The sequence below is a fragment of the Streptomyces sp. NPDC036764 genome, from assembly GCF_055609385.1.
The window spans coordinates 455,025-474,293 of sequence record NZ_JBVJPT010000003.1 but is presented as its reverse complement, the minus strand read 5'-3'; the positions used below and the strand labels follow the sequence as shown (position 1 = coordinate 474,293).

Below are 19,269 nucleotides of genomic sequence, written 5' to 3'. Positions count from 1 at the left end.
ATGGTGGCGCCGGGGTGCGATCGATGCCAACCAGTTGGGCAACATCCCCGTGATGTCCCCGACTTGGGCACCGATCGGTCAAGAAATCCACGGCAACCTTTCAGATCTTCGCGCCTACGACGCCGGCCTCTCCTCAAGACGGGGAAACAGCACCGCGCCCTTGGTGACCTTCGAACCGGCGGGGAGCCTGCCCCAGCGGGCCGTCTCCTGGATCCTCTGGTCCGGCAGACGGCCCAGGGACGCCTCCGCGCCGAGCGAGTCCCAGAGCTTCTGGGAGGTCTCCGGCATGACCGGGTTCAGCAGGACCGCGATGGCGCGGAGGGACTCCGCGGCGGTGTAGAGGATGCTCGCGAGGCGGGCTCGCCCTTCGTCGGACGTGTCCTTGGCGACCTTCCACGGCTGCTGCTCCGTGAGGTAGCCGTTGACCTGCCTGACGAAGTCGAAGACCGCCAGGATGCCGCCCTGGAAGTCCAGCTCCTCGCCGATCCGGCGGTCGGCCTCCGCGACCGCCCTGGTCAGGCCGTCGTGGATCGCCCGCTCGGCCTCGCCGTCGGCCGTCGCGGCCGGCAGCTCGCCGCCGAAGTACCTGCCGACCATCGCGGTGACGCGGGAGGCCAGGTTGCCGTAGTCGTTCGCCAGCTCGCTGGTGTAGCGGGCGGAGAAGTCCTCCCAGGAGAACGAGCCGTCCTGGCCGAAGGCGATGGCGCGCAGGAAGTACCAGCGGTACGCGTCCACGCCGAAGTGCGAGGTCAGGTCCTGCGGCTTGATGCCGGTCAGGTTGGACTTGCTCATCTTCTCGCCGCCGACCAGCAGCCAGCCGTTGGCCGCGATCCGGCCGGGCAGCGGCAGGCCGTTCGCCATCAGCATGGCCGGCCAGATGACCGCGTGGAAGCGGAGGATGTCCTTGCCGACGAGGTGGACGTCGGCCGGGAAGGTCGACTCGAACTTCGCGGGGTTCTCGTTGTAGCCGACGGCTGTGGCGTAGTTGAGGAGGGCGTCCGCCCAGACGTAGATGACGTGGTCGTCGTCCCAGGGGACCTTGACACCCCAGTCGAACGTCGAGCGGGAGATGGAGAGGTCCTGCAGGCCGCCGCGGACGAAGTTCACCACCTCGTTGCGGGCCGACTCCGGCTGGATGAAGCCGGGGTCGGCCTCGTAGTGGGCGAGGAGGCGGTCACCGAATTCGCTGAGCTTGAAGAAGTAGTTCTCCTCCTTGAGGAGGTCCACCGGGCGCTTGTGGATCGCGCAGAGAAGGGTGCCGTCCGCCGCCTCGATCAGCTCGCCGGGGAGCTTGTACTCCTCGCAGGCGACGCAGTACGGGCCCTCGTAACTCCCCTTGCGGATATGGCCGTTGTCGTACAGATCCTGGTAGAACTCCCGCACCCGGTCCGTGTGCCGCTTCTCCGTCGTACGGAGGAAGTCGTCGTTCGAGATGTCGAGGTGCTGCCAGAGCGGCTTCCAGGACTCCTCGGTCAGCCGGTCGGCCCAGACCTGCGGCGGCACGCCGTTCGCCTCGGCCGTCCGCAGGATCTTCTGGCCGTGCTCGTCGGTCCCCGTGAGGAACCAGACGTCCTCGCCGCGCCCACGGTGCCAGCGGGCGAGGACGTCCGCCGCCACCGTGGTGTACGCGTGGCCCAGGTGCGGGGCGTCGTTGACGTAGTAGATGGGGGTCGTGACGTAGTACGTCATGACCTCACTCCATCACACTCCGTGGAGGGCCCTCATCTGCATTACGCCGCCGCTTCGCCGCCGAAGCGCTCCTTGTAGGCCTCCAGGTCTTCCTCCGTGAGCTTGGCGAAGAGGACCGGGGGGACGGTGAAGGGGGTGCCGACGGGGACGGCGGTCAGGGACTTCGCCTCGTCCGGGGTCACCCAGGTCGCCGTGTCGTCGGTCAGGGCGAAGGCCTGGCGCATGGCGGACGACGTCGCCGGGATGAAGGGCTCCGAGACCACCGCGTAGAGGTGGATCAGGTTCATCGCCGTGCGCAGGGTGAGGGCCGCGCCGTCCTTGTCGGTCTTGATCTCCAGCCAGGGGGCCTTCTCCTCCAGGTAGGAGTTGCCGGCCGACCACAGGGCGCGCAGGGCGGCGGCCGCCTTGCGGAACTGGAGCGCCTCCATCTGCGACTCGTACTCGGCGAGGAGTTCGGCGATCTGCTCGCCGAGCTTCGCCTCCGCCTCACCGGGCTCGCCGCCCGCCGGGACCTCTTCGCCGAAGCGCTTCTTGGAGAAGGACAGGACGCGGTTGACGAAGTTGCCGAGGGTGTCGGCCAGGTCCTTGTTCACCGTGGCCGTGAAGTGCTCCCAGGTGAACGACGAGTCGTCCGACTCGGGGGCGTTGGCGATCAGGAAGTAGCGCCAGTAGTCGGCGGGCAGGATCTCCAGGGCCTGGTCGGTGAAGACACCGCGCTTCTGGGACGTGGAGAACTTTCCGCCGTAGTACGTCAGCCAGTTGAAGGCCTTGACGAAGTCGACCTTCTTCCACGGCTCGCGGATGCCGAGCTCGGTGGCCGGGAACATCACGGTGTGGAAGGGGACGTTGTCCTTCGCCATGAACTCGGTGTAGCGGACGGTGTCGTCGGCCTCGTACCACCACGACTTCCAGTCGCGGTTCTCCGGGTCCTGGTCCGACCACTCCTTCGTCGCGCCGATGTACTCGATCGGGGCGTCGAACCAGACGTAGAACACCTTGCCCTCGGCCGCCAGCTCCGGCCAGGTGTCCGCCGGGACGGGCACGCCCCAGTCCAGGTCACGGGTGATCGCGCGGTCGTGCAGGCCCTCGGTCAGCCACTTGTGGGCGATGGAGGAGGCCAGGTGCGGCCAGACGCCGTCGTGGCGGGCGACCCACTCCTGGACCTCGTTCTGGAGCTTGGACTGGAGGAGGAAGAGGTGCTTGGTCTCGCGGACCTCCAGGTCCGTGGAGCCGGAGATCGCGGAGCGCGGGTTGATCAGGTCGGTCGGGTCCAGCACGCGGGTGCAGTTCTCGCACTGGTCGCCGCGGGCCTTGTCGTAGCCGCAGTGGGGGCAGGTGCCCTCGACGTAGCGGTCCGGGAGGAAGCGGCCGTCGGCGGGGCTGTAGACCTGGCGGATGGCGCGCTCTTCGATGAAGCCGTTCTCGTGCAGCTTGCGGGCGAAGTGCTGAGTGATCTCGACGTTCTGCGGGCTGGAGCTGCGGCCGAAGTAGTCGAAGGCCAGCGCGAAGCCGTCGTAGACCGCCTTCTGCGCGTCGTGCGCCTGCGCGCAGAATTCCGCCACCGGGAGGCCCTGCTCCTTCGCGGCGAGCTCGGCGGGGGTGCCGTGCTCGTCGGTGGCGCAGATGTACAGGACGTCGTGGCCGCGCTGGCGGAGGTACCTGGAGTACACGTCCGCCGGGAGCATGGACCCCACCATGTTGCCCAGGTGCTTGATTCCGTTGATGTACGGAAGGGCGCTGGTGATGAGGTGTCGAGCCATCGGGGGCTGCTCCCAGGTCGGAATTCGGGGTTCTTGGTTCTTTGCGAACCTTGAAATCGTAGCCGACATGGGTGGGCCGCCCGCTTCCCGTTTTACGGGGTGGGAAGGGGGCGGCCTCGGGGGGTGCGGGTCAGGGGCGCCAGTCGATCAGTACGCCGTCGTAGAGCTCCGCGTCCGTGAGTTCCAGGGGGGTCGGGCCCGCGTGGAAGAAGGCCGTGTTGTCGGTCTTCAGTTTGCGGAGGTAGTCGAAGGCCTTGTTGTCGTGGTCGCCGAACGCGACGAAGGAGAAGAACACCGAGGGGTGGCTCTTCGCGGCTTCGGTGAGGGAGTGGGTGGCCGGGGTCTTGGCGTCGGGGGCGCCGTCGGTCTGGAAGACGACGAGGGCGGGGGCGCCGGGGGTGGCGTTCTTGTCGTAGTGGGCGAGGACGGCTTCCACGGCGGCGTGGTAGCTGGTACGGCCCATGCGGCCGAGGCCGGCGTGTGCGTCGTCGATCGCGGTCTCGGAGGAGGCCGGGGTGAGGTCGGTGGTGCCGTCGACCTCGGTGGAGAAGAAGACGACGTGTACGGAGGTGTTCGGGGCGTCGGGGTCCAGGTGCTCGGCGAGGGCGAGGGTCTGGTCGGCGAGGGCCTGGGCGGAGCCGTCCTTGTAGTACGGGCGCATGCTCGCGGAGCGGTCGAGGACGAGGTAGACCTTGGCGCGGGCGGTGGTGAGGCCGGCCTTTGCGAGGGCGGTGGCGGCCGGTGTGGCGGGGGCCGGTGCGGCGGGGGCCGGCACGGCCTCGGCTTCGCCTTCGGCGCTGGTGTTCCCACCCGCACCACCCGTGCGGCTCTCGTCGTCGGCTGCGAGTGGCCCCTGTGCGGCGTCCTCGCCGTCGGCGGCCGCGGCTTCGTCCTCGGGCGCCTCGGCCGGGGACGGCTCGGTCTCCTCCGAAGCCGCGACGGGCTCCGGCTCGACATCGGCCGCGACCTCGTCGGACACCTCCGGCGCCGATTCCCCGGCCACGGGCTCTTCGGAGACCGGCGCCTCTTCGGCGACGGGCTCCGCGGTGGCCGGCTCGTCGGCGGCAGGCGTCTCTTCGGCTACGGCCTCCGCCGTGGCCGGCTCTTCGACGGCGGGCGTCTCTTCGGCTACGGCCTCCGCCGTGGCCGGCTCTTCGACGGCGGGCGTCTCGGCAACCGGCTCCTGAGCCGCCGCCTCTTCAGCGGCAGGCGTCTCCTCGACGGCCTCTTCAGCGACCGGAGCCTCTGCCGTGGCCGGCTCTTCGGCAGCCGGTGTCTCTACGACGGCCCCTTCGGCGGCCGGGGCCTCAGCGGCCGGCGCCTCCTCGGTGGCCGGCTCTTCGGCGGTCGGCGTCTCCGCGACGGCTTCTTCAGCGGCCGGAGCCTCAGCCACCACCGGTTCCGCGGCCACCGGCTCTTCGATCGCCGGCGTCTCCGCGACGGTCTCCTCAGCGGCGGGAGCCTTTGCCGCAACCGGCTCTTCGGCAGCCGACGTTTCTGCGACGGCCCCTTCGGCGGCCGGGGCCTCAGCGGCCGGCGCCTCCTCGGCCACCGGCTCTTCCGCCACCGGCTCTTCCGCCGCCGGCGTCTCCGCGGCAGCCTCCTCGGCCGCCGGCTTCTCGGCCGGCGTCGGTTCGGCGGCCTCCGTCGGCTCCGTGGCCTCCGTCGGCTTCGGGACCGTTACGTTGTCGAAGGCGGCTGAGACCAGCTCGTGCTCTTCGTCGTCGTTGTCCTCTTCGGTCTGGATGTTCTGCTTGTTCTGCGGCTCGGTGGCCTTCGGCGCGGGACGTTCCGCGCTCCGCGGCTCCGGGACCTGGGCAGCCGGGGTCGGCTGGGGTTCCGGGGACGGGGACGGAACCGTCGGCTGGGGTTCCGGCGAAGGCGTCGTCGCACCCTCTGCTTCGGCGGTACGCCCCTTGCGTGACCGGCCGAACGCGTTCCGCAGGAGAGTGAGAATGCCCATGTGCGCAACCCTTCGCGTGAGTTGATGCCCGTAGATCCCTGGCCAGGACGGACACGTAAGGTTAGCGGCCCCGGATGGCGATCTTGGGGAGGGGCGGACACCTGAGGTCCTCAGGAGTCAAGGGCACCTTCAGGTCGATCAACGGCGGCGCACCAACTGCCGTACATCCACCCCTGGTTCACCCTTCGTTCATTCAAACGCCCCGCTCCCGCACAAACGTGCCCCTACCGTCCCCCACGCTGCATTCAAGGGGAAGCAAGGGGAGTACCAAGAGCCATGCGTATTCAGTTGCCGATAGTCAGCGTCAACAACGACTCGCATCATGGTGGCAGAGCGGCCCTGACCTGCCGTTTCCGGTGTGGTGACGCCTGTTTCCACGAGGTGCCCAACACCACCACGAACCCGTACGTCGGTGATGTGATCGCCGACGCCCTCAGCCGCCGTACCGTGATGCGCGCCGCGGCCGTCGTCACCGCGGCCACCGCGGTGGGCGCCTCCGCCACCGTCGCCGCCCCGAAGGCGAGCGCCGCCGAGTCCGCCGCCGACACCGCCGCCACCAGCACCCGCCACGCCTCCCGCGGCGCGCGCGGCCTGCGCTTCGAGCCCGTCGCGCCGAACACCGCCGACACCGTGACCATCCCGGACGGCTACGCGCAGAACATCGTCATCCGCTGGGGCGAGCCCATCCTGCGCGGCGCGCCCGCGTTCGACCCGGAGAACCAGACCGCCGAGTCGCAGTCGAAGCAGTTCGGCTACAACAACGACTTCCTCGCCCTGCTCCCCCTCCCGGGCGAGCACAACCGGCAGGTCCTCGTCGCCAACCACGAGTACACCGACGAGGTGCTCATGTTCCGTGGTTACGACGCCGCCAACCCGACCAAGCAGCAGGTCGAGGTCGCGTGGGCCGCGCACGGTCTGTCCGCCGTCGTCGTCGAGGGGGACCACAGGAGCGGCAAGCTCACGCCCGTCCCCCGGCACCCGCTCAACCGGCGTGTGACCGCCACCTCCGAGTTCAAGGTCACCGGCCCGGCGGCCGGCTCCGACCTGCTGAAGACCTCCGCCGACCCGACCGGCACCAAGGTCCTCGGCACGCTGAACAACTGCTCCGGCGGGGTCACCCCGTGGGGCACCACGCTGCACGGCGAGGAGAACTTCAACCAGTACTTCGCCAACGCCACCCGTGCGACGGACAAGCGGTACGGGATCGGGGCTGCCGAGACCGAGCGCAAGTGGGAGCGCTTCGACAAGCGGTTCGACGTGGCCCAGGAGCCGAACGAGCCGCACCGCTTCGGTTACGTCGTCGAGCTCGACCCGTACGACCCCACCTCCAAGCCGCGCAAGCACACCGCGCTCGGCCGCTTCAAGCACGAGGGCGCGACCGTGCGGCTGACCGACGACGGGCGTCCGGTCGTCTACTCCGGTGACGACGAGCGCTTCGACTACTTCTACAAGTTCATCGGCAGCAAGCGGATGAAGAAGGGGTCGTCCCGGGCGGTGCGGGAGCACAACCTCTCGCTGCTCGACGAGGGCACGCTCTACGTCGCCAAGCTCACCGGCGACTCCCCCGCCATCGAGATCGACGGCACCGGCAAGCTGCCGGCCGACGGTGAGTTCGACGGCAGCGGCGAGTGGATCCCGCTGGCCACGGCGACGGCGAAGGGTGCCGAATCGCACGTCGAGGGGATGACCGCGGAAGAGGTCTTCGTCTTCACGCGCCTCGCCGGTGACAAGGTCGGCGCCACCAAGATGGACCGGCCCGAGGACATCGAGCCCAACCCGCGCACCGGCAAGGTGTACGTCGCCCTCACCAACAACAAGGACCGCGGCGCGGCGGGGAAGGCCGGCCCCGACGAGGCCAACCCGCGCAACGCCAACAAGCACGGCCAGATCCTTGAGCTGACCGAGCGCTGGAACTGCGCCGACAGCAAGAAGTTCGCCTGGACGCTGTTCCTGGTGGCGGGTGACCCGAACGACCCGGCCACCTACTTCGCCGGCTTCCCGAAGGACGACGTCTCCCCGATCTCCTGCCCGGACAACGTCGCCTTCGACTCGCACGGCAACCTGTGGATCTCCACCGACGGCAACCAGCTCGGCTCGCACGACGGCCTCTTCGGCGTCGCCACGCGCGGTGACAAGCGCGGTGAGCTGAAGCAGTTCCTGACGGTGCCGAAGGGCGCCGAGACCTGCGGTCCGCTCGTCCAGGACCGTCGCGTTCTCGTCGCCGTGCAGCACCCGGGCGAGATCGACGGCGCGACGGCCGAGAAGCCGCTGAGCGCCTGGCCCGACGGGGAAGGGAAGATCAACCGGCCGGCCGTCGTGGCGGTCTTCCGCAAGGACGGCTGCGACATCGGCGTCTGACCCCGGGCGGACACCGCTCTACGGGAGTGCTGGGACCGGCGGCTGCCGTTCGCCGTCGTGTTCCAGCCACTCCCGGTACGCCGGCGCCTGCCGCGCCGCCTCCCAGTACGCCTCCTCCAGCGCCGGATAGACCCCGTCGAGGTCCGTCTCCGTACGGGCCGCGAGCAGCAGGCGTACGCCGAGCGGGTCCCCGCGCAGGCGGCGTACCGCCATCGTGGGGCTGTCGGCGTGGGTGGGCTGGCAGATGGCGACGACCTCGCCGGTGGCGACCAGGGCGTCGGCCGTGTAGTAGTCGCCGTGCAGGACGTGCGGGTTGACGCCGGCCGCGCGGAACATCCGCTGCACGGCGTCCCACTCCCCGTCGACCGTCGGGTCGACCATCCACCGGTCGTCGGCCAGGTCACGCAGGCTGACCTCGGACTTCGCGGTGGCCGGGTGGTCGGTCGGCAGCGAGACGAACTGCGGCTCACGCTCCATCAGCACGCGCAGCCGCAGCTCGGGCGGCATGCGCAGCGGGGAGCCCTCCACCTCGTGCACGAAGGCGACGTCGAGCTGGCCCTCGGCGACCATGCGCAGCAGGGCGTTCGGGGAGACGTTCATGTGCAGCGTGGGGTCCTGGCCCTGGCCGCGTAGCCGGCGCAGCCAGCCCGCCAAGGCCTTGCTCGCGGTGGAGCCGACCCGCAGCTCCGGACCGCCCACCGCGGCCGCCCGTGCCTCGGCGACCAGGGCGCGCATATCGGCCACCAGCGGCCGGGCGCGGCTGAGCACCAGCCGGCCGAGCGGCGTGGGGCGGCAGCCGGTCCTCGCGCGCAGGAACAGGGTCCCGCCCAGCTCCTGCTCGATCCGGCGCAGTTGTGTGCTGAGCGACGGCTGGGCGACGCCGAGCTGGCGGGCGGCCCGGTGCAGACTGCCGGTGTCGGCTATGGCGCACAGCGCGCGGAGGTGTCTCACCTCGAGCTCCATGCCCTGGGACATTAAAACGGAATCAAAGCTTTCACCAGCCGCACAAACCCCCTCCGATCCTTGCTAATCGGGGCCCCGATAGGGCAGCGCTATCACCGATTGCCATCATCACAGCGGCCACACAGAAGCAGACACTCGCCTTGACGACTCACCCCCCACCTAGGAGTCATCGATGCGCATGTCCTTTTCCCTGTCCGCCCGTTCGGCGGTGGCAGTCGGTCTCGGTGTCGCGGCCCTCGGCTTCGGCACCATCGCTCCGGCGACGGCTGCTCCGGCCCCCGACACCGCCGGCTACGTCGCCAAGTCCTCGGATTCCGACGCCAGTCGGGCCTTCTTCCAGGCCGTCCTGAAGTCGGTCGCCGAGAAGCGTGCCGAGAACCCGAGCGCCGCGGCCGTCACCGTCACCTACGACGCCTCCGCAGCGCCCCAGTTCAGCGCGCAGATAGCCCGCAGCACCGAGATATGGAACGGCTCGGTGTCGAACGTGAAGCTCCAGGAAGGCTCCAACGCCGACTTCACCTACCGCGAGGGCAACGACCCGCGCGGCTCGTACGCCTCGACCGACGGTCACGGCAAGGGCTACATCTTCCTGGACTACCAGCAGAACCAGGAATACGACTCCACCCGCGTCACGGCGCACGAGACGGGGCACGTCCTCGGTCTGCCGGACCACTACGAGGGTCCGTGCAGTGAGCTGATGTCGGGCGGCGGCCCCGGCCCGTCCTGCACGAACTCCCAGCCCGACTCGGCCGAGCGGGCCAAGGTCGATCAGCTCTGGGCCAACGGGTTCGCTGCCGCGATGGACAAGGCCCTGCACAAGGCCAACCGCTAGTAACGCCTGACCCACCCCCCACAAATGGCGCGGTCGCCCTCCTGCACGGGGCGGCCGCGCCGGTCTTTTGGTTCGCCCAATAGCCCGGGGGGTTTTCTATTTGCCGGCGGGTGCGGGTTTCTTGTGGCTGGTCGCGCAGTTCCCCGCGCCCCCAGGACGGGTCGGGTTCAGCGGGGGGATGTGATCGCGCGTGCCGCTGCCACCTCTTGGCGTAGGGGCTCAAGGACGCTGCCGGCCGGGCCCGTGAGGTCTGTGCGGACCTCGTACAGGGTCTCGGCCTCCCGCACTCCCTGCGCCAGCTCCCGTAGCTGGCGGGCCACCTGGGTCACCTCGGCGGTGGACGGCGGGGCGGCCCCGTGGCGCACCCGTACCCGTGCCGCCGTCGTCGCGTCCACGATCCGCTCCACGGCCACGACCAGCGGCCACCACGCGGCGGCCCGGCGTCCGGTGGGCGGCGGTTCGGTCAGGGCGCGCTGGAACTCCGTGCGGACGGCGGAGAGGTCGCGGTAGAGGCGGCGGCGCATGCGGGCGCGGGCCGGCGGGTCGACGGCGCCCGGCCCGAAGGCGGCCTCCACATAGCGAGCCGTGTCCTCCACCGCGCCGGCGAGCCGGTCGCCGACGCGGGTGTGCCAGCTCTCCGGCCACAGCAGATACCCGGCGACCAGGGCGATCGCGCACCCCATCAGGGAGTCGACCAGGCGCGGCAGCAGCAGCCCGGTGCCCTGGCGGTTCAGGACGTCCGACAGCAGCAGGATCACCGGCGTGATGGCGGCCGTCTGATAGCCGTAGCCGCGCGGGGTGAGCGCCGGGATCAGCGGCGCGAGAAGCAGCAGCACCGGTACGTCCCACCACCCGCGGGGCACCTCCGCCAGCACCGCCGCCGCGATCACCAGCCCGGCGACCGTGCCCAGGGCCCGCAGCAGCGCCCGGGAGAAGACGGAGCCGAAGTCGGGCTTGAGGACGAAGGTGATCGTCAGCGCGACCCAGTAGGAGCGGGGGACGGCGATGATCGACACCAGCACCTGGGCGATGCCGATGCACAGGGCCAGGCGCAGGCCGTAGCGCCAGGAGGCGGCGGACAGCGCGACGTTGCGGGCGGCACGCGCGGTCCGGATGCTCAGCGCGGCCGGCCGGCCCAGGCGGTCGTCGATGCCGCGGGGGTCGACGTCCGGGGTGGCGACGACCTCGGCGGCGTGGCGCAGCGCGTGGTCGACGGCCCGGGCGGTCTCGGTGGTGGGGATGGGGAGCTTCAGCCCTGTCGGTCCCGTGTACCCGGTCTCGACGGCGGATGCGAGATGCCGTACCGCCTGCGGGATCCCGGGCGGCAGCGGGGTGCCGCTGAGATGTGCGGCCGGGGCGGCCTCGACGACCGGGGTGATGGCGTTCAACTGGGCCAGCAACCGGACGAGTTCGGGGCTGCGGCCGTGGTGGCGGGCGCGATGGGCGAGGACGATGTCGTACGACTGGTTCAGCGACTGGGTGACGGCGTGCCGGGCGTCGTCGTAACGTTCGGTGCCGCCGCCGACGGCCGTCAGCAGTTCGGCGACCTTGCGGTAGGTGTCCGCGACCGCGCCCCGTTCCGGCACCCCCGATCTGAGCGGCCAGGCGAGCAGGGCGAGGGCCAGGACGAGCAGTCCGCCGCCGGACATCAGCAGCGGCGCCAGCCACCACTCGCCCGGCATCGGCAGCCCCGCGCCGATCACGCAGGTCAGCAGCAGTACCAGGCCCGAGGCGGAGGCGACCGCGCCGATCGTCGAGATCATCCCGGAGACCAGCGCGACGCCGGTGACGGCGGCGACGGCGATCCAGCCGCGGCCGTACACCAGGGCGCCCAGGGTGATGCCGACGGCGCCGAAGAGCTGCGGGATGGCGATGGTGGGGATGCGGACGCGGTAGGCGGCCGCGGTGTCGCTGATGACGCCGTTGAGGGCGCCCATGGAGGCGAGGGCTCCGTAGAAGGGGCGGTCGACGGCGAGGCCGATGGCCAGGGGCAGGGTGATCGCGACGGCCGCCCGGACGACGGCCGCCCGGTTGACGGGGGCCGGCTGGGCCCGCAGGTTCCGCACGAGCCAGTCGGGGGGTGTGAGGCCGATGGGGAGCTCGCGGGGCATGCGGCCCATTATGGGCACCGTTGTTCAGCTCATCGTCGCTGGTGAAGCGTGAGGTCGGCGACAAGTGCGCGATGGTCGGTGTCGGCCAGGTCGAGGAAGTGGGCGGCGCGCACGGAGAAGTCGCCGGAGAGCAGCACATGGTCGATCTGCACGCCGAACGCGGGCGTCGTGCGGGCCGGCCAGCTCGGCGTGCGGTCGTGGCCGTCGAGCCGGGCGGCGTCGTGCAGGCCGGCGTCCAGGATGCGGCGGAAGGCGGCGTGGTCCTGGGAGGCGTTGAAGTCCCCGGCGACGACGAGGGGCGTGCGCTGGTCCTCGGCGGCGAAGTCCCGCAGCTCGCCGAGCTCCCGCCGCCACAGGTCGGTCCGCCCGGGCAGCGGCGGCATGGGGTGCGCGAGCTGGAGCCGTACGGCGTGCCCGCGTACGTCGGCGACGGCGCCGGGCATGGCCATGGTGCCGCCGACGCCGTCGGCGGGGTTCAGCGGGAAGCGGCTGAGGACGACGGAGCCCTCGGAACCGCCGGCCACCTGTGCGGCCCGGTGCGGATAGTCGGTGCCCAGCTCCTTCTTGAGGGTGTCGTCGCAGGTGAACTCGCATTCCTGGACGAACACGACGTCGGGTTTCTCGCGGCGGACGGCGGCGACGAGGGCATCGGTCGCCTGCCCGAACTCGACGTTCGAGGTCAGCACCCGGAAGGAGGCGAGCGGGGGCCCGCCCGCCTGGGACGTCTTGCCGTACGGCTCGATGAACCAGGCCAGCGCGCCGAGCAGCGCGAGGGCCCACACGACGCCGAACCACCAGCGCGCCAGCACGGCGAGCAGCAGCCCGAAGCCAGCCGGCACGAGCAGCCACGGCAGGAACGCGAGGAACTGCGGTACGGGCGTGACGCCGTCGGTGTCGGCGATCCGGCAGCCGACGACCACGCTGACGGCCAGGAACAGCAGGCCGGCCACCCAGGCGCCGAACCGCCGCCCGCCCCGCCGCGCGGGCGTGCGGTCGGGTCGTGCCGTCCACTCGGCAGCCGCAGTGTCCAAGTCCCGGCCTTCCGCTCGCGGGTGCGATGCCCGAATCCTCCCTCAAAGACGGGGCTCGTGGGGCGAAGGTTGCGATGAGCCGTCGACGTGCTGCAGGAACTCCGCCAGCGCCTCGTCGAACTCTTGTGGCCGTTCCAGGTTCGGCATGTGTGCCGCTCCCTCGATCACCCTCAGTGTCGAGTGCGGGAGTGCCGCGTTCATGGCCTCGGCGTCCGGCACCGGGGTGTAGGTGTCGTCGGCGCCCACGACGACCAGGGCGGGGACGGTGACGCGGGTCAGCAGCTCGCGGTAGTCGGGGCGTTCGGCGCGGCCGCGCAGGGCCGCCGCGGCGCCCTCGGGCGGTGTCGCCGTCATCATGCCGTGGACGTGGGCCTTCACCTCGGCGGACGCGTACGGCGCGACCATCTTCTCCAGCACCTCGTCGGCGTATCCGCGCATGCCCTCGCGCAGCAGTCGGTCCGCCATGGCGCCGCGGCCCCGTTTGCCCTCCTCGGTCTCGGCCGCCGGGAAGGTGTCGGCGAGGACCAGTCCCCGGATGCGTTCGGGGAAGCGGGCGTAGCACTCCATGACGATCTGGCCGCCCATCGACAGGCCCCCGAGCACGAAGGTCTCCACCTTCAGGTCGTCCAGCAGGGCCTCGATGTCCGCGGCGAACGCGGACAGCGCGGTGATGCCGGGGACGACGGGGGAGGCGCCGTAGCCGCGCAGGTCGGGGGCGACGACCCGGCGGGCGGCGGAGAACGTCTCGATCTGCGGGGCCCACATCGTGCGGTCGAAGGGGTGGCCGTGGACGAGGACAAGGGGAACCGAAGAACTATCGGCGCCTTTGTCCTCGTATGCGAGGAAAGGGGTCATGTGAACGACCCTAGATCGCCTCAACTCCTCGGTGCAATAAGATCTTTGCTCTCGGTGCAATGTCAGGAGGAGGGCGCGTGAGCGACTACCGGCGCATCGCCGACCGCATGGCCGACGACATCACCGCCGGACGGCTCGCGCCCGGCGAACAACTGCCCCCGCAGCGGGCGTTCGCGCGCCGGCGCGGGATCGCCGCGTCGACGGCGGGGCGGGTGTACGCCGAACTCGTGCGGCGCGGACTGGTCGTCGGCGAGGTCGGCCGCGGCACCTTCGTACGGGCCGCCCCCGCGGCCACCGGCAGGGCCCTCGTCGAGGCCGCGACCGGGGCGCCGGTCAACCTGGAGCTCAACTACCCCTCCGCGCCCGGCCAGTCGGAGCTGCTCGCCCCGGCCCTCGCACCGCTGCAGCGCCCCGACGTCCTTACCGAGGCACTGCGCCCGTCCCCCGCCACCGGCACCCCCGCGGCCCGCAGGGCGGCGGCCGCGCTGCTCGCCACCCCCGACTGGAACCCCGCCCCCGAGCAGCTCCTGTTCACCGGCAACGCCCGCCAGGCCGTCGCCGCCACCCTCGCCTCCTTGGTCCGGCCCGGCGGCCGGGTCGGCGTCGAGGCGCTGACGTACCCCGTGGTCAAGGACATCGCCGCCCGGCTCGGCATCACGCTGGTGCCGTTGGCCACGGACGAGCAGGGCCCGCGCCCCGAGTCCGTCGCCGCCGCCCACCGCTCCGCTCCCCTGGCCGCGCTCTACCTCCAGCCCACCCTGCACAACCCGACCTCGCTGACGACCGGCCCCGAGCGCCGGCGCCTGCTCGCCCGCACCGTGACCGACCTGGGCATCCCCGTCGTCGAGGACCGGATCTGGTCCTTCCTCGCGGACGACGACCCCCTCGCCGGCGACGCGCCCGGCCTCACGCATGTCGTCGACGGCCTCTCCAAGCGCGTCGCCCCCGGGCTCACCGTCGGCTTCGTCGCCGTACCGCTCGGGCGCGTCGAGGCGGTGGCGGCGGCCGTGCGGTCCGGGGGCTGGAGCGCGGGCCGGTTCGCGCTGGAGGCCGCCGTGCGGTGGATCGAGGAGGGCACCGTGCGGCGGCTGGTCGCGGCGAAGCGGGCGGACGCGGCGCGCAGACAGCGGGTGGTGGCCCAGGAGCTGCGGGACTTCACCGTACGGTCCGATCCGCGCGCCTATTTCGCCTGGTGGGAGCTGCCCGCGCCGTGGCGGGCGGACACCTTCACGGCCGCCGCGGCCGCGCACGGCATCGCGGTGACGCCGGGCCCCGCGTTCGCCGTCGACCCGCATCGCACCCCGGACGCCGTCAGACTCGGGCTCGCGTCGGCTCCTGAGCCGGATCTGCGGCGGGCGCTGCGGACGCTCGCCGGCGTCGCGCGAGGTACCCCGTGAGCCGGCACACCAGGGCCACCGTCAGACCGAGGACCACCAGCAGCCAGGACACCGTGCGCAGGGTCTGCGTCAGGGCGTCGTAGACCGCGCCCGCGGCCGGGCGGTGTGCCGCCTCGGCGACGTCGGCCAGGGTGAGCCGGCGGCCGATGGCCACCGCGAGGGCGAGGAACGCGCCGCCCAGCGCCGTGCCCAGGGCGGTCGCGGTGACCGCGCGGCGGCGGCACGCGGCGACGGCGATACCGGCCGCGGCGAGGACGGCGGCCGAGACGGGCAGCCAGAATCCGGCGACTTCGAGCACGTCGTACCCCTTCCTGAGCCGGGCGAGGTCGTCCGCCGGGAGCACGGCGACCTCGGTGTGCTCGACCGGGATGCGATGGGCGAAAGGGATGTGATCGTCGGTGAGACGGCGCTTGACCTGGGCGGTGATCGGGGCCAGGTCGACGGTGACCGCCTGCTCGCCATCGCCCCGAAGGGCCTTCAGCACGGCGTCGTGGACCGCTCTGTTGCCCGCGTCCCACGCCGTGTGGAAGGCCGCGGTCCGGGTGAACGAGCGCACCGCGTCGTCCACGAAGGGCCGCACGCCGCCGGGCTCGCGCGGCGCCGGTGACGCCTCCAGCCGGTCGTCGACCTCGTCCATGATCCCGGCCTCGACGGTGTCCGCGACCGCGCCCTGCACGGCCGGGTCCGCGGCGAGCGGCGCCATCGCCGTGACGTACCGGCCGGTGTCGGCCAGCCCGTACGTCACCCAGGCCGCCAGTGCGCCGAACGGCACGAGCAGGCACGACAGGGCGATCAGCGCTGCCGACAGGGCGTTCCGCACACGGGTGGGCACCCCTTCAGGCAAGGGTCACAGGGCCGGGCGCGCCAGTTCGGTGCCTGCATACGGCCGCACGGCACCGCTCTCCGGTGGAGGGTTCACCCGAACGGGTGTCTCATGGAGCAGGGGAGAGGACCGGGTTCGTGGGTGGATGAAGGGGAAACGGGTCGGCCCCGGCCCCGGCCGCGCCGTCGGTGAGCGGCCGGGGCCGACCCGTGCGCTCCTCAGCGGATGCGGTGGCCGGCGGCGTCCTCGTGCGTGTAGTAGCGGTAGAACATCACGACGAACGTGACCGCGCCGATCACCGCCCCCATCCCGCAGGACCTGATGATGGCCGCGCCGGTCTGGCTGTACAGGAACCCGAAGGCGACGCCCACGAAGGACGCCCACACGACGGCGTGCAGCTCGCGCCGCATGTGCGGGGCGAGGGCGCGCACGCCGACGTAGAGGATCATGAACGCGGCCGCGGTGACGAAGCCGAAGAGCAGGTTCCAGCCGGTGATCTCGCCGCCGGAGCGCCGGTTCGCCGCGGCCCAGTAGCCGTAGATGAGCCCGAGGACCACCGGTGTCACGATGCCCGCGATGCGGTGTGTCCGTGTGCTGAAGACGTCGGGCAGCGGGGTGATCGCCGCCGGGGTCCGTGCGCCGGGCGCGGGTGCCGCGTGAGCCATGAGAGCACTCCTCTCTCCTCGCCCCCGCCATCAAGGGCACACCCGGGAGCGGTCGGACGGCAAGTCGGCGTGCGTGCCGGCCTCGGTTGCGCAGGTCCGGGTACCCGGATGCGGCGCGCCGAACGTCGTGCTTGTCTGAGGCGCATGAGGGCCGTCAGCGACGGTGCATCCGGCCTCAAGGGCGACGCGCGCCGGCAGGGTCTGCTGCGCGTGCGGGGCCGCAGCGTCGCCTGGGTGCCGCCGCTGCTGCTGCTCATCGGCATCGTGGTGGTCGACTTCCACACCAGCAGCCAGTTCCGGATCCTGTCCTGGATCGTGCTCGTGCCCGGTATCGCCGCCGCGATCTGCGGGGTCGGGGGGACGGCCGCCTTCGCGGTCCTCGCGCCCGCCACATACCTCGCCGCGGACGCCGTCCTGCCGCACGAGTACCAGGCCGGGCTGCCCGACCTCGTCCTCGCCGGCATGGGCGGTGTCCTCGCCACGGCGGCCTGTGTGGTCCGGGTGCGCGGCGAGCGGCGCATGGTGCACATACAGGACGTCGCCGCCACCATCCGCCGCACCGTGCTGCGCCCGTTGCCGCCGGGCTGGGGCGGCCTGGAGCACGCGGCCGTCTATCTCGCCGCCGACAGCGAGGCCAGGGTCGGCGGCGACTTCTACGACATCCAGATCGGCCTGCACGGCACCCGCGTGATCCTCGGCGACGTCCAGGGCAAGGGCCTGGGCGCGGTGGAGGCGGCGGCCGCGCTGCTCGGCACGTTCCGGGAGGCCGGGTTCCACGAGCCGGACCTGGCCACGGTCGCCGCGCGCCTGGAGGAGCGGCTCCAGCGGCACATCCTCATGCGGGAGGCGACCGGCCGGGAGGACGGCGACCGGTTCGCCACCGCCGTGCTGATCGGCTTCCCCGACCACGAGCCGGAGGCCGTGGACGCGGTCGTTCTCGGCCACGACTGCCCGCTCGTCGTCGGCCCCGACGGCGTACGGCACCTGCCGCCCGGCCACGGCCTCCCCCTCGGCATGGCCGAACTCGACCCCCGCGGCGAGGCGCCGCCCGTGCTCCACGTGCTGCTGCGCCCCGGCGAGACCCTGCTGCTGACCACGGACGGTGTGACCGAGGCCCGGGACCGTGACGGCGTCTTCTACACGCTCACCGCCGACGTCACCGAGGCCGTCGCCGCGGACCCGGGCATCGCGCGGCCCCGGAAGCTGGTCGCCTTCGTGCGTGAGCGCACGCTGCGGCACTGCGGCGGGCATCTCGCCGACGACACCACGGTGTTCGCGGTCCGACGCAGTGCGGGCACCGGGAAGGTTGGGGGGAATGGGGACGGAAATGGACGTTTGCAGGGCTGAGATCCCTTCTTTGCACCCGCAGCGGTTACGGTGCTGCCGTACGTGATCGACGGGGGATGGGGAGGGACCGATGCCCGGAACCGTGCTGCTGCTCGCCGCCTCACCGGCTGGCAAGGGCTGTCTGGTGGACGCCGCCTCCGTGCTTCCCGTCCTCGCCGCGGTGCCGCCCCCGGTGCTGGCGGGCACCGACACCGCGAACGTCGTCGAGCTCGCCGACCCGCTGGAGCCGCAGGCCGTCCTCACCCGGCTGCGTGCCGCCGCGACCGCGCCCGGGCCGCTCACCGTCTTCGTCGCCGGGCAGCTCCAGCTCGACCGGCGCCAGCACCTGCCGCACCTGGCGTTGGCCCGCTCGACCCCGGCGAGCGTCCGCTACACCGGGTTCCCCTGGCACTGGTTCCGTGAGGAACTGCGCCTGCGCGCACCGGGTTCGACCTCACTCGTGGTCGACCTGCACGCCGACGCGGAGACCTGGGAGTGGCTGCTGGCCAACCCCCTCGACTCGGGGCGCACCAGCGCCGTGTACGGCCGTATCGCCCCGCCGAAGAGCCGCCGAACGGTGGCGGGTCCGGCGTACATGAAGGCGGTCGCGACACTCCTGCGCAGCGGACACCGCCCGCCCCTGGACCAACTGCACCAGCAGGCCCTCGCCCGCATCTCTTCGGAGGGCGGCGCGGGCACGGACATCGTGCTGACGGCCCAGGGCCCCGCGCAGGCGCCCAGACCGCCCTACATCCCAGGCCCCGCACCGGCCTCTGCGCCGAGCCCCGCACCGGCCTCCGCGCCGGGCGCCGTACCGGCCTCCGCGCCGAGCCCCGCACCGGCCTCCGCGCCGGGCGCCGTACCGGCCTCCGCGCCGAGCCCCACACCGGCCTCCGCGCCGGTCTCCGCCCCGGCCTCTGCGTCGGTCCCCGCCCCGGCCCCTGCATCGGTCCCCGCGCTGGCTTCTGCGCCGAGCCCCGCACTACCGGCCCCCGTGCCGAGTGCCCCGCCGACGCTCGTGTTGACCCCCGTGCCGAGTGCGCCGCCCCGCCCCGCGTACAGTCCCGCCCCCGTCGACCCGCACGCCGCGATCACCGCCGCCGTGCAGTCCGGGCAGCACGGTGACGCGGATGCGTTGGCCGCGCTGGAGGAGCACGGGGCGATGCGCGCGCACGGGCCCGCCTCCCAGGAGGCCCTGCACTGGAGTGAGGTGCGGGCCGACCTGGCGATGCTGGCGGGGGACCCGGCGCGTAGCTGCCGTACCTGGCTGACGGTCGCCTCGGCCCGGCTCGGCGCGGGGCAGACCCCGGACACGCCCGCGGTGGAGGCCGCGGTGGACCGGGCCCACCACCAGTGGGGCCAGATCCGCGACGCGATGCTCGCGCGCGAACTGGGGTCCGCCCTCGCCGAGTTGCGGAGCAGGGTGCCAGGGCGCCGCAGGGGCGCCCTGGAGAACGTCCATCGGCGGCTGAAGGAGCTTCAGGTCAGCGGATGAC

The 19,269-nt window shown here is 72.1% G+C and carries 14 protein-coding genes; 5 read left to right on the top strand and 9 right to left on the bottom strand.

Annotation, left to right across the window (positions count from 1 at the left end; all coding sequences use genetic code 11):
- Positions 1–114 precede the first annotated feature (114 nt).
- The 3 genes from metG (ACZ69Q_RS17130) to ACZ69Q_RS17120 form a co-directional block, all read right to left on the bottom strand.
- The gene (metG, locus tag ACZ69Q_RS17130; protein WP_471042196.1) at positions 115–1,689 is read right to left on the bottom strand and encodes a methionine--tRNA ligase; all 1,575 of its coding nucleotides are present in this window, start codon (positions 1,687–1,689) and stop codon (positions 115–117) included.
- Between the two features lie 41 nt (positions 1,690–1,730).
- Complete coding sequence (gene metG, locus ACZ69Q_RS17125; RefSeq protein ID WP_471042195.1) at positions 1,731–3,449, bottom strand: methionine--tRNA ligase; 1,719 nt, start codon at positions 3,447–3,449, stop codon at positions 1,731–1,733.
- Between the two features lie 130 nt (positions 3,450–3,579).
- Positions 3,580–5,412, bottom strand: coding sequence for a VWA domain-containing protein (locus ACZ69Q_RS17120; protein WP_471042193.1), 1,833 nt, complete (start codon positions 5,410–5,412; stop codon positions 3,580–3,582).
- A 276-nt stretch (positions 5,413–5,688) separates the two neighbouring features.
- Here ACZ69Q_RS17120 and ACZ69Q_RS17115 point away from each other — a divergent pair, with 276 nt between their 5' ends.
- Entirely contained in the window at positions 5,689–7,770 is a 2,082-nt protein-coding gene (locus tag ACZ69Q_RS17115) for a PhoX family protein (RefSeq protein ID WP_471042192.1), read from the top strand.
- A gap of 18 nt (positions 7,771–7,788) precedes the next feature.
- Here ACZ69Q_RS17115 and ACZ69Q_RS17110 read toward each other — a convergent pair whose 3' ends face one another.
- Complete coding sequence (locus tag ACZ69Q_RS17110) at positions 7,789–8,733, bottom strand: LysR family transcriptional regulator (protein WP_471042191.1); 945 nt, start codon at positions 8,731–8,733, stop codon at positions 7,789–7,791.
- Positions 8,734–8,911: 178 nt separating this feature from the next.
- Here ACZ69Q_RS17110 and snpA point away from each other — a divergent pair, with 178 nt between their 5' ends.
- Positions 8,912–9,565, top strand: a complete 654-nt coding sequence (gene snpA / locus ACZ69Q_RS17105) for a snapalysin (RefSeq protein WP_471042645.1) — start codon at positions 8,912–8,914, stop codon at positions 9,563–9,565.
- Between the two features lie 167 nt (positions 9,566–9,732).
- On the opposite strand, the gene ACZ69Q_RS17100 is transcribed toward snpA, so the two are convergent.
- The 3 genes from ACZ69Q_RS17100 to ACZ69Q_RS17090 are packed head-to-tail and all read right to left on the bottom strand — an operon-like array spanning position 9,733 to position 13,562.
- On the bottom strand, positions 9,733–11,676 hold the full coding sequence (locus ACZ69Q_RS17100; protein ID WP_471042190.1) for an FUSC family protein: 1,944 nt from the start codon (positions 11,674–11,676) through the stop codon (positions 9,733–9,735).
- Between the two features lie 29 nt (positions 11,677–11,705).
- Positions 11,706–12,707, bottom strand: coding sequence for an endonuclease/exonuclease/phosphatase family protein (locus ACZ69Q_RS17095; protein ID WP_471042189.1), 1,002 nt, complete (start codon positions 12,705–12,707; stop codon positions 11,706–11,708).
- A gap of 42 nt (positions 12,708–12,749) precedes the next feature.
- Positions 12,750–13,562, bottom strand: coding sequence for an alpha/beta fold hydrolase (locus ACZ69Q_RS17090; RefSeq protein WP_471042188.1), 813 nt, complete (start codon positions 13,560–13,562; stop codon positions 12,750–12,752).
- A 77-nt stretch (positions 13,563–13,639) separates the two neighbouring features.
- Here ACZ69Q_RS17090 and ACZ69Q_RS17085 point away from each other — a divergent pair, with 77 nt between their 5' ends.
- Entirely contained in the window at positions 13,640–14,959 is a 1,320-nt protein-coding gene (locus ACZ69Q_RS17085; protein ID WP_471042187.1) for an aminotransferase-like domain-containing protein, read from the top strand.
- Here ACZ69Q_RS17085 and ACZ69Q_RS17080 read toward each other — a convergent pair.
- Positions 14,874–15,791 carry a hypothetical protein gene (locus tag ACZ69Q_RS17080; RefSeq protein ID WP_471042186.1) on the bottom strand — a complete coding sequence of 306 codons (918 nt, stop codon included), beginning with the start codon at positions 15,789–15,791 and terminating at the stop codon, positions 14,874–14,876. The two genes, ACZ69Q_RS17085 and ACZ69Q_RS17080, sit on opposite strands and share 86 nt — an antisense overlap.
- 209 nt (positions 15,792–16,000) lie before the next feature.
- Complete coding sequence (locus ACZ69Q_RS17075; protein ID WP_471042185.1) at positions 16,001–16,447, bottom strand: hypothetical protein; 447 nt, start codon at positions 16,445–16,447, stop codon at positions 16,001–16,003.
- 144 nt (positions 16,448–16,591) lie between these two features.
- Here ACZ69Q_RS17075 and ACZ69Q_RS17070 point away from each other — a divergent pair, with 144 nt between their 5' ends.
- Both ACZ69Q_RS17070 and ACZ69Q_RS17065 read left to right on the top strand, forming a co-directional pair.
- Positions 16,592–17,794 carry a PP2C family protein-serine/threonine phosphatase gene (locus ACZ69Q_RS17070; protein WP_471042184.1) on the top strand — a complete coding sequence of 401 codons (1,203 nt, stop codon included), beginning with the start codon at positions 16,592–16,594 and terminating at the stop codon, positions 17,792–17,794.
- 70 nt (positions 17,795–17,864) lie between these two features.
- Entirely contained in the window at positions 17,865–19,268 is a 1,404-nt protein-coding gene (locus tag ACZ69Q_RS17065; protein WP_471042183.1) for a hypothetical protein, read from the top strand.
- Position 19,269: the final 1 nt, after the last annotated feature.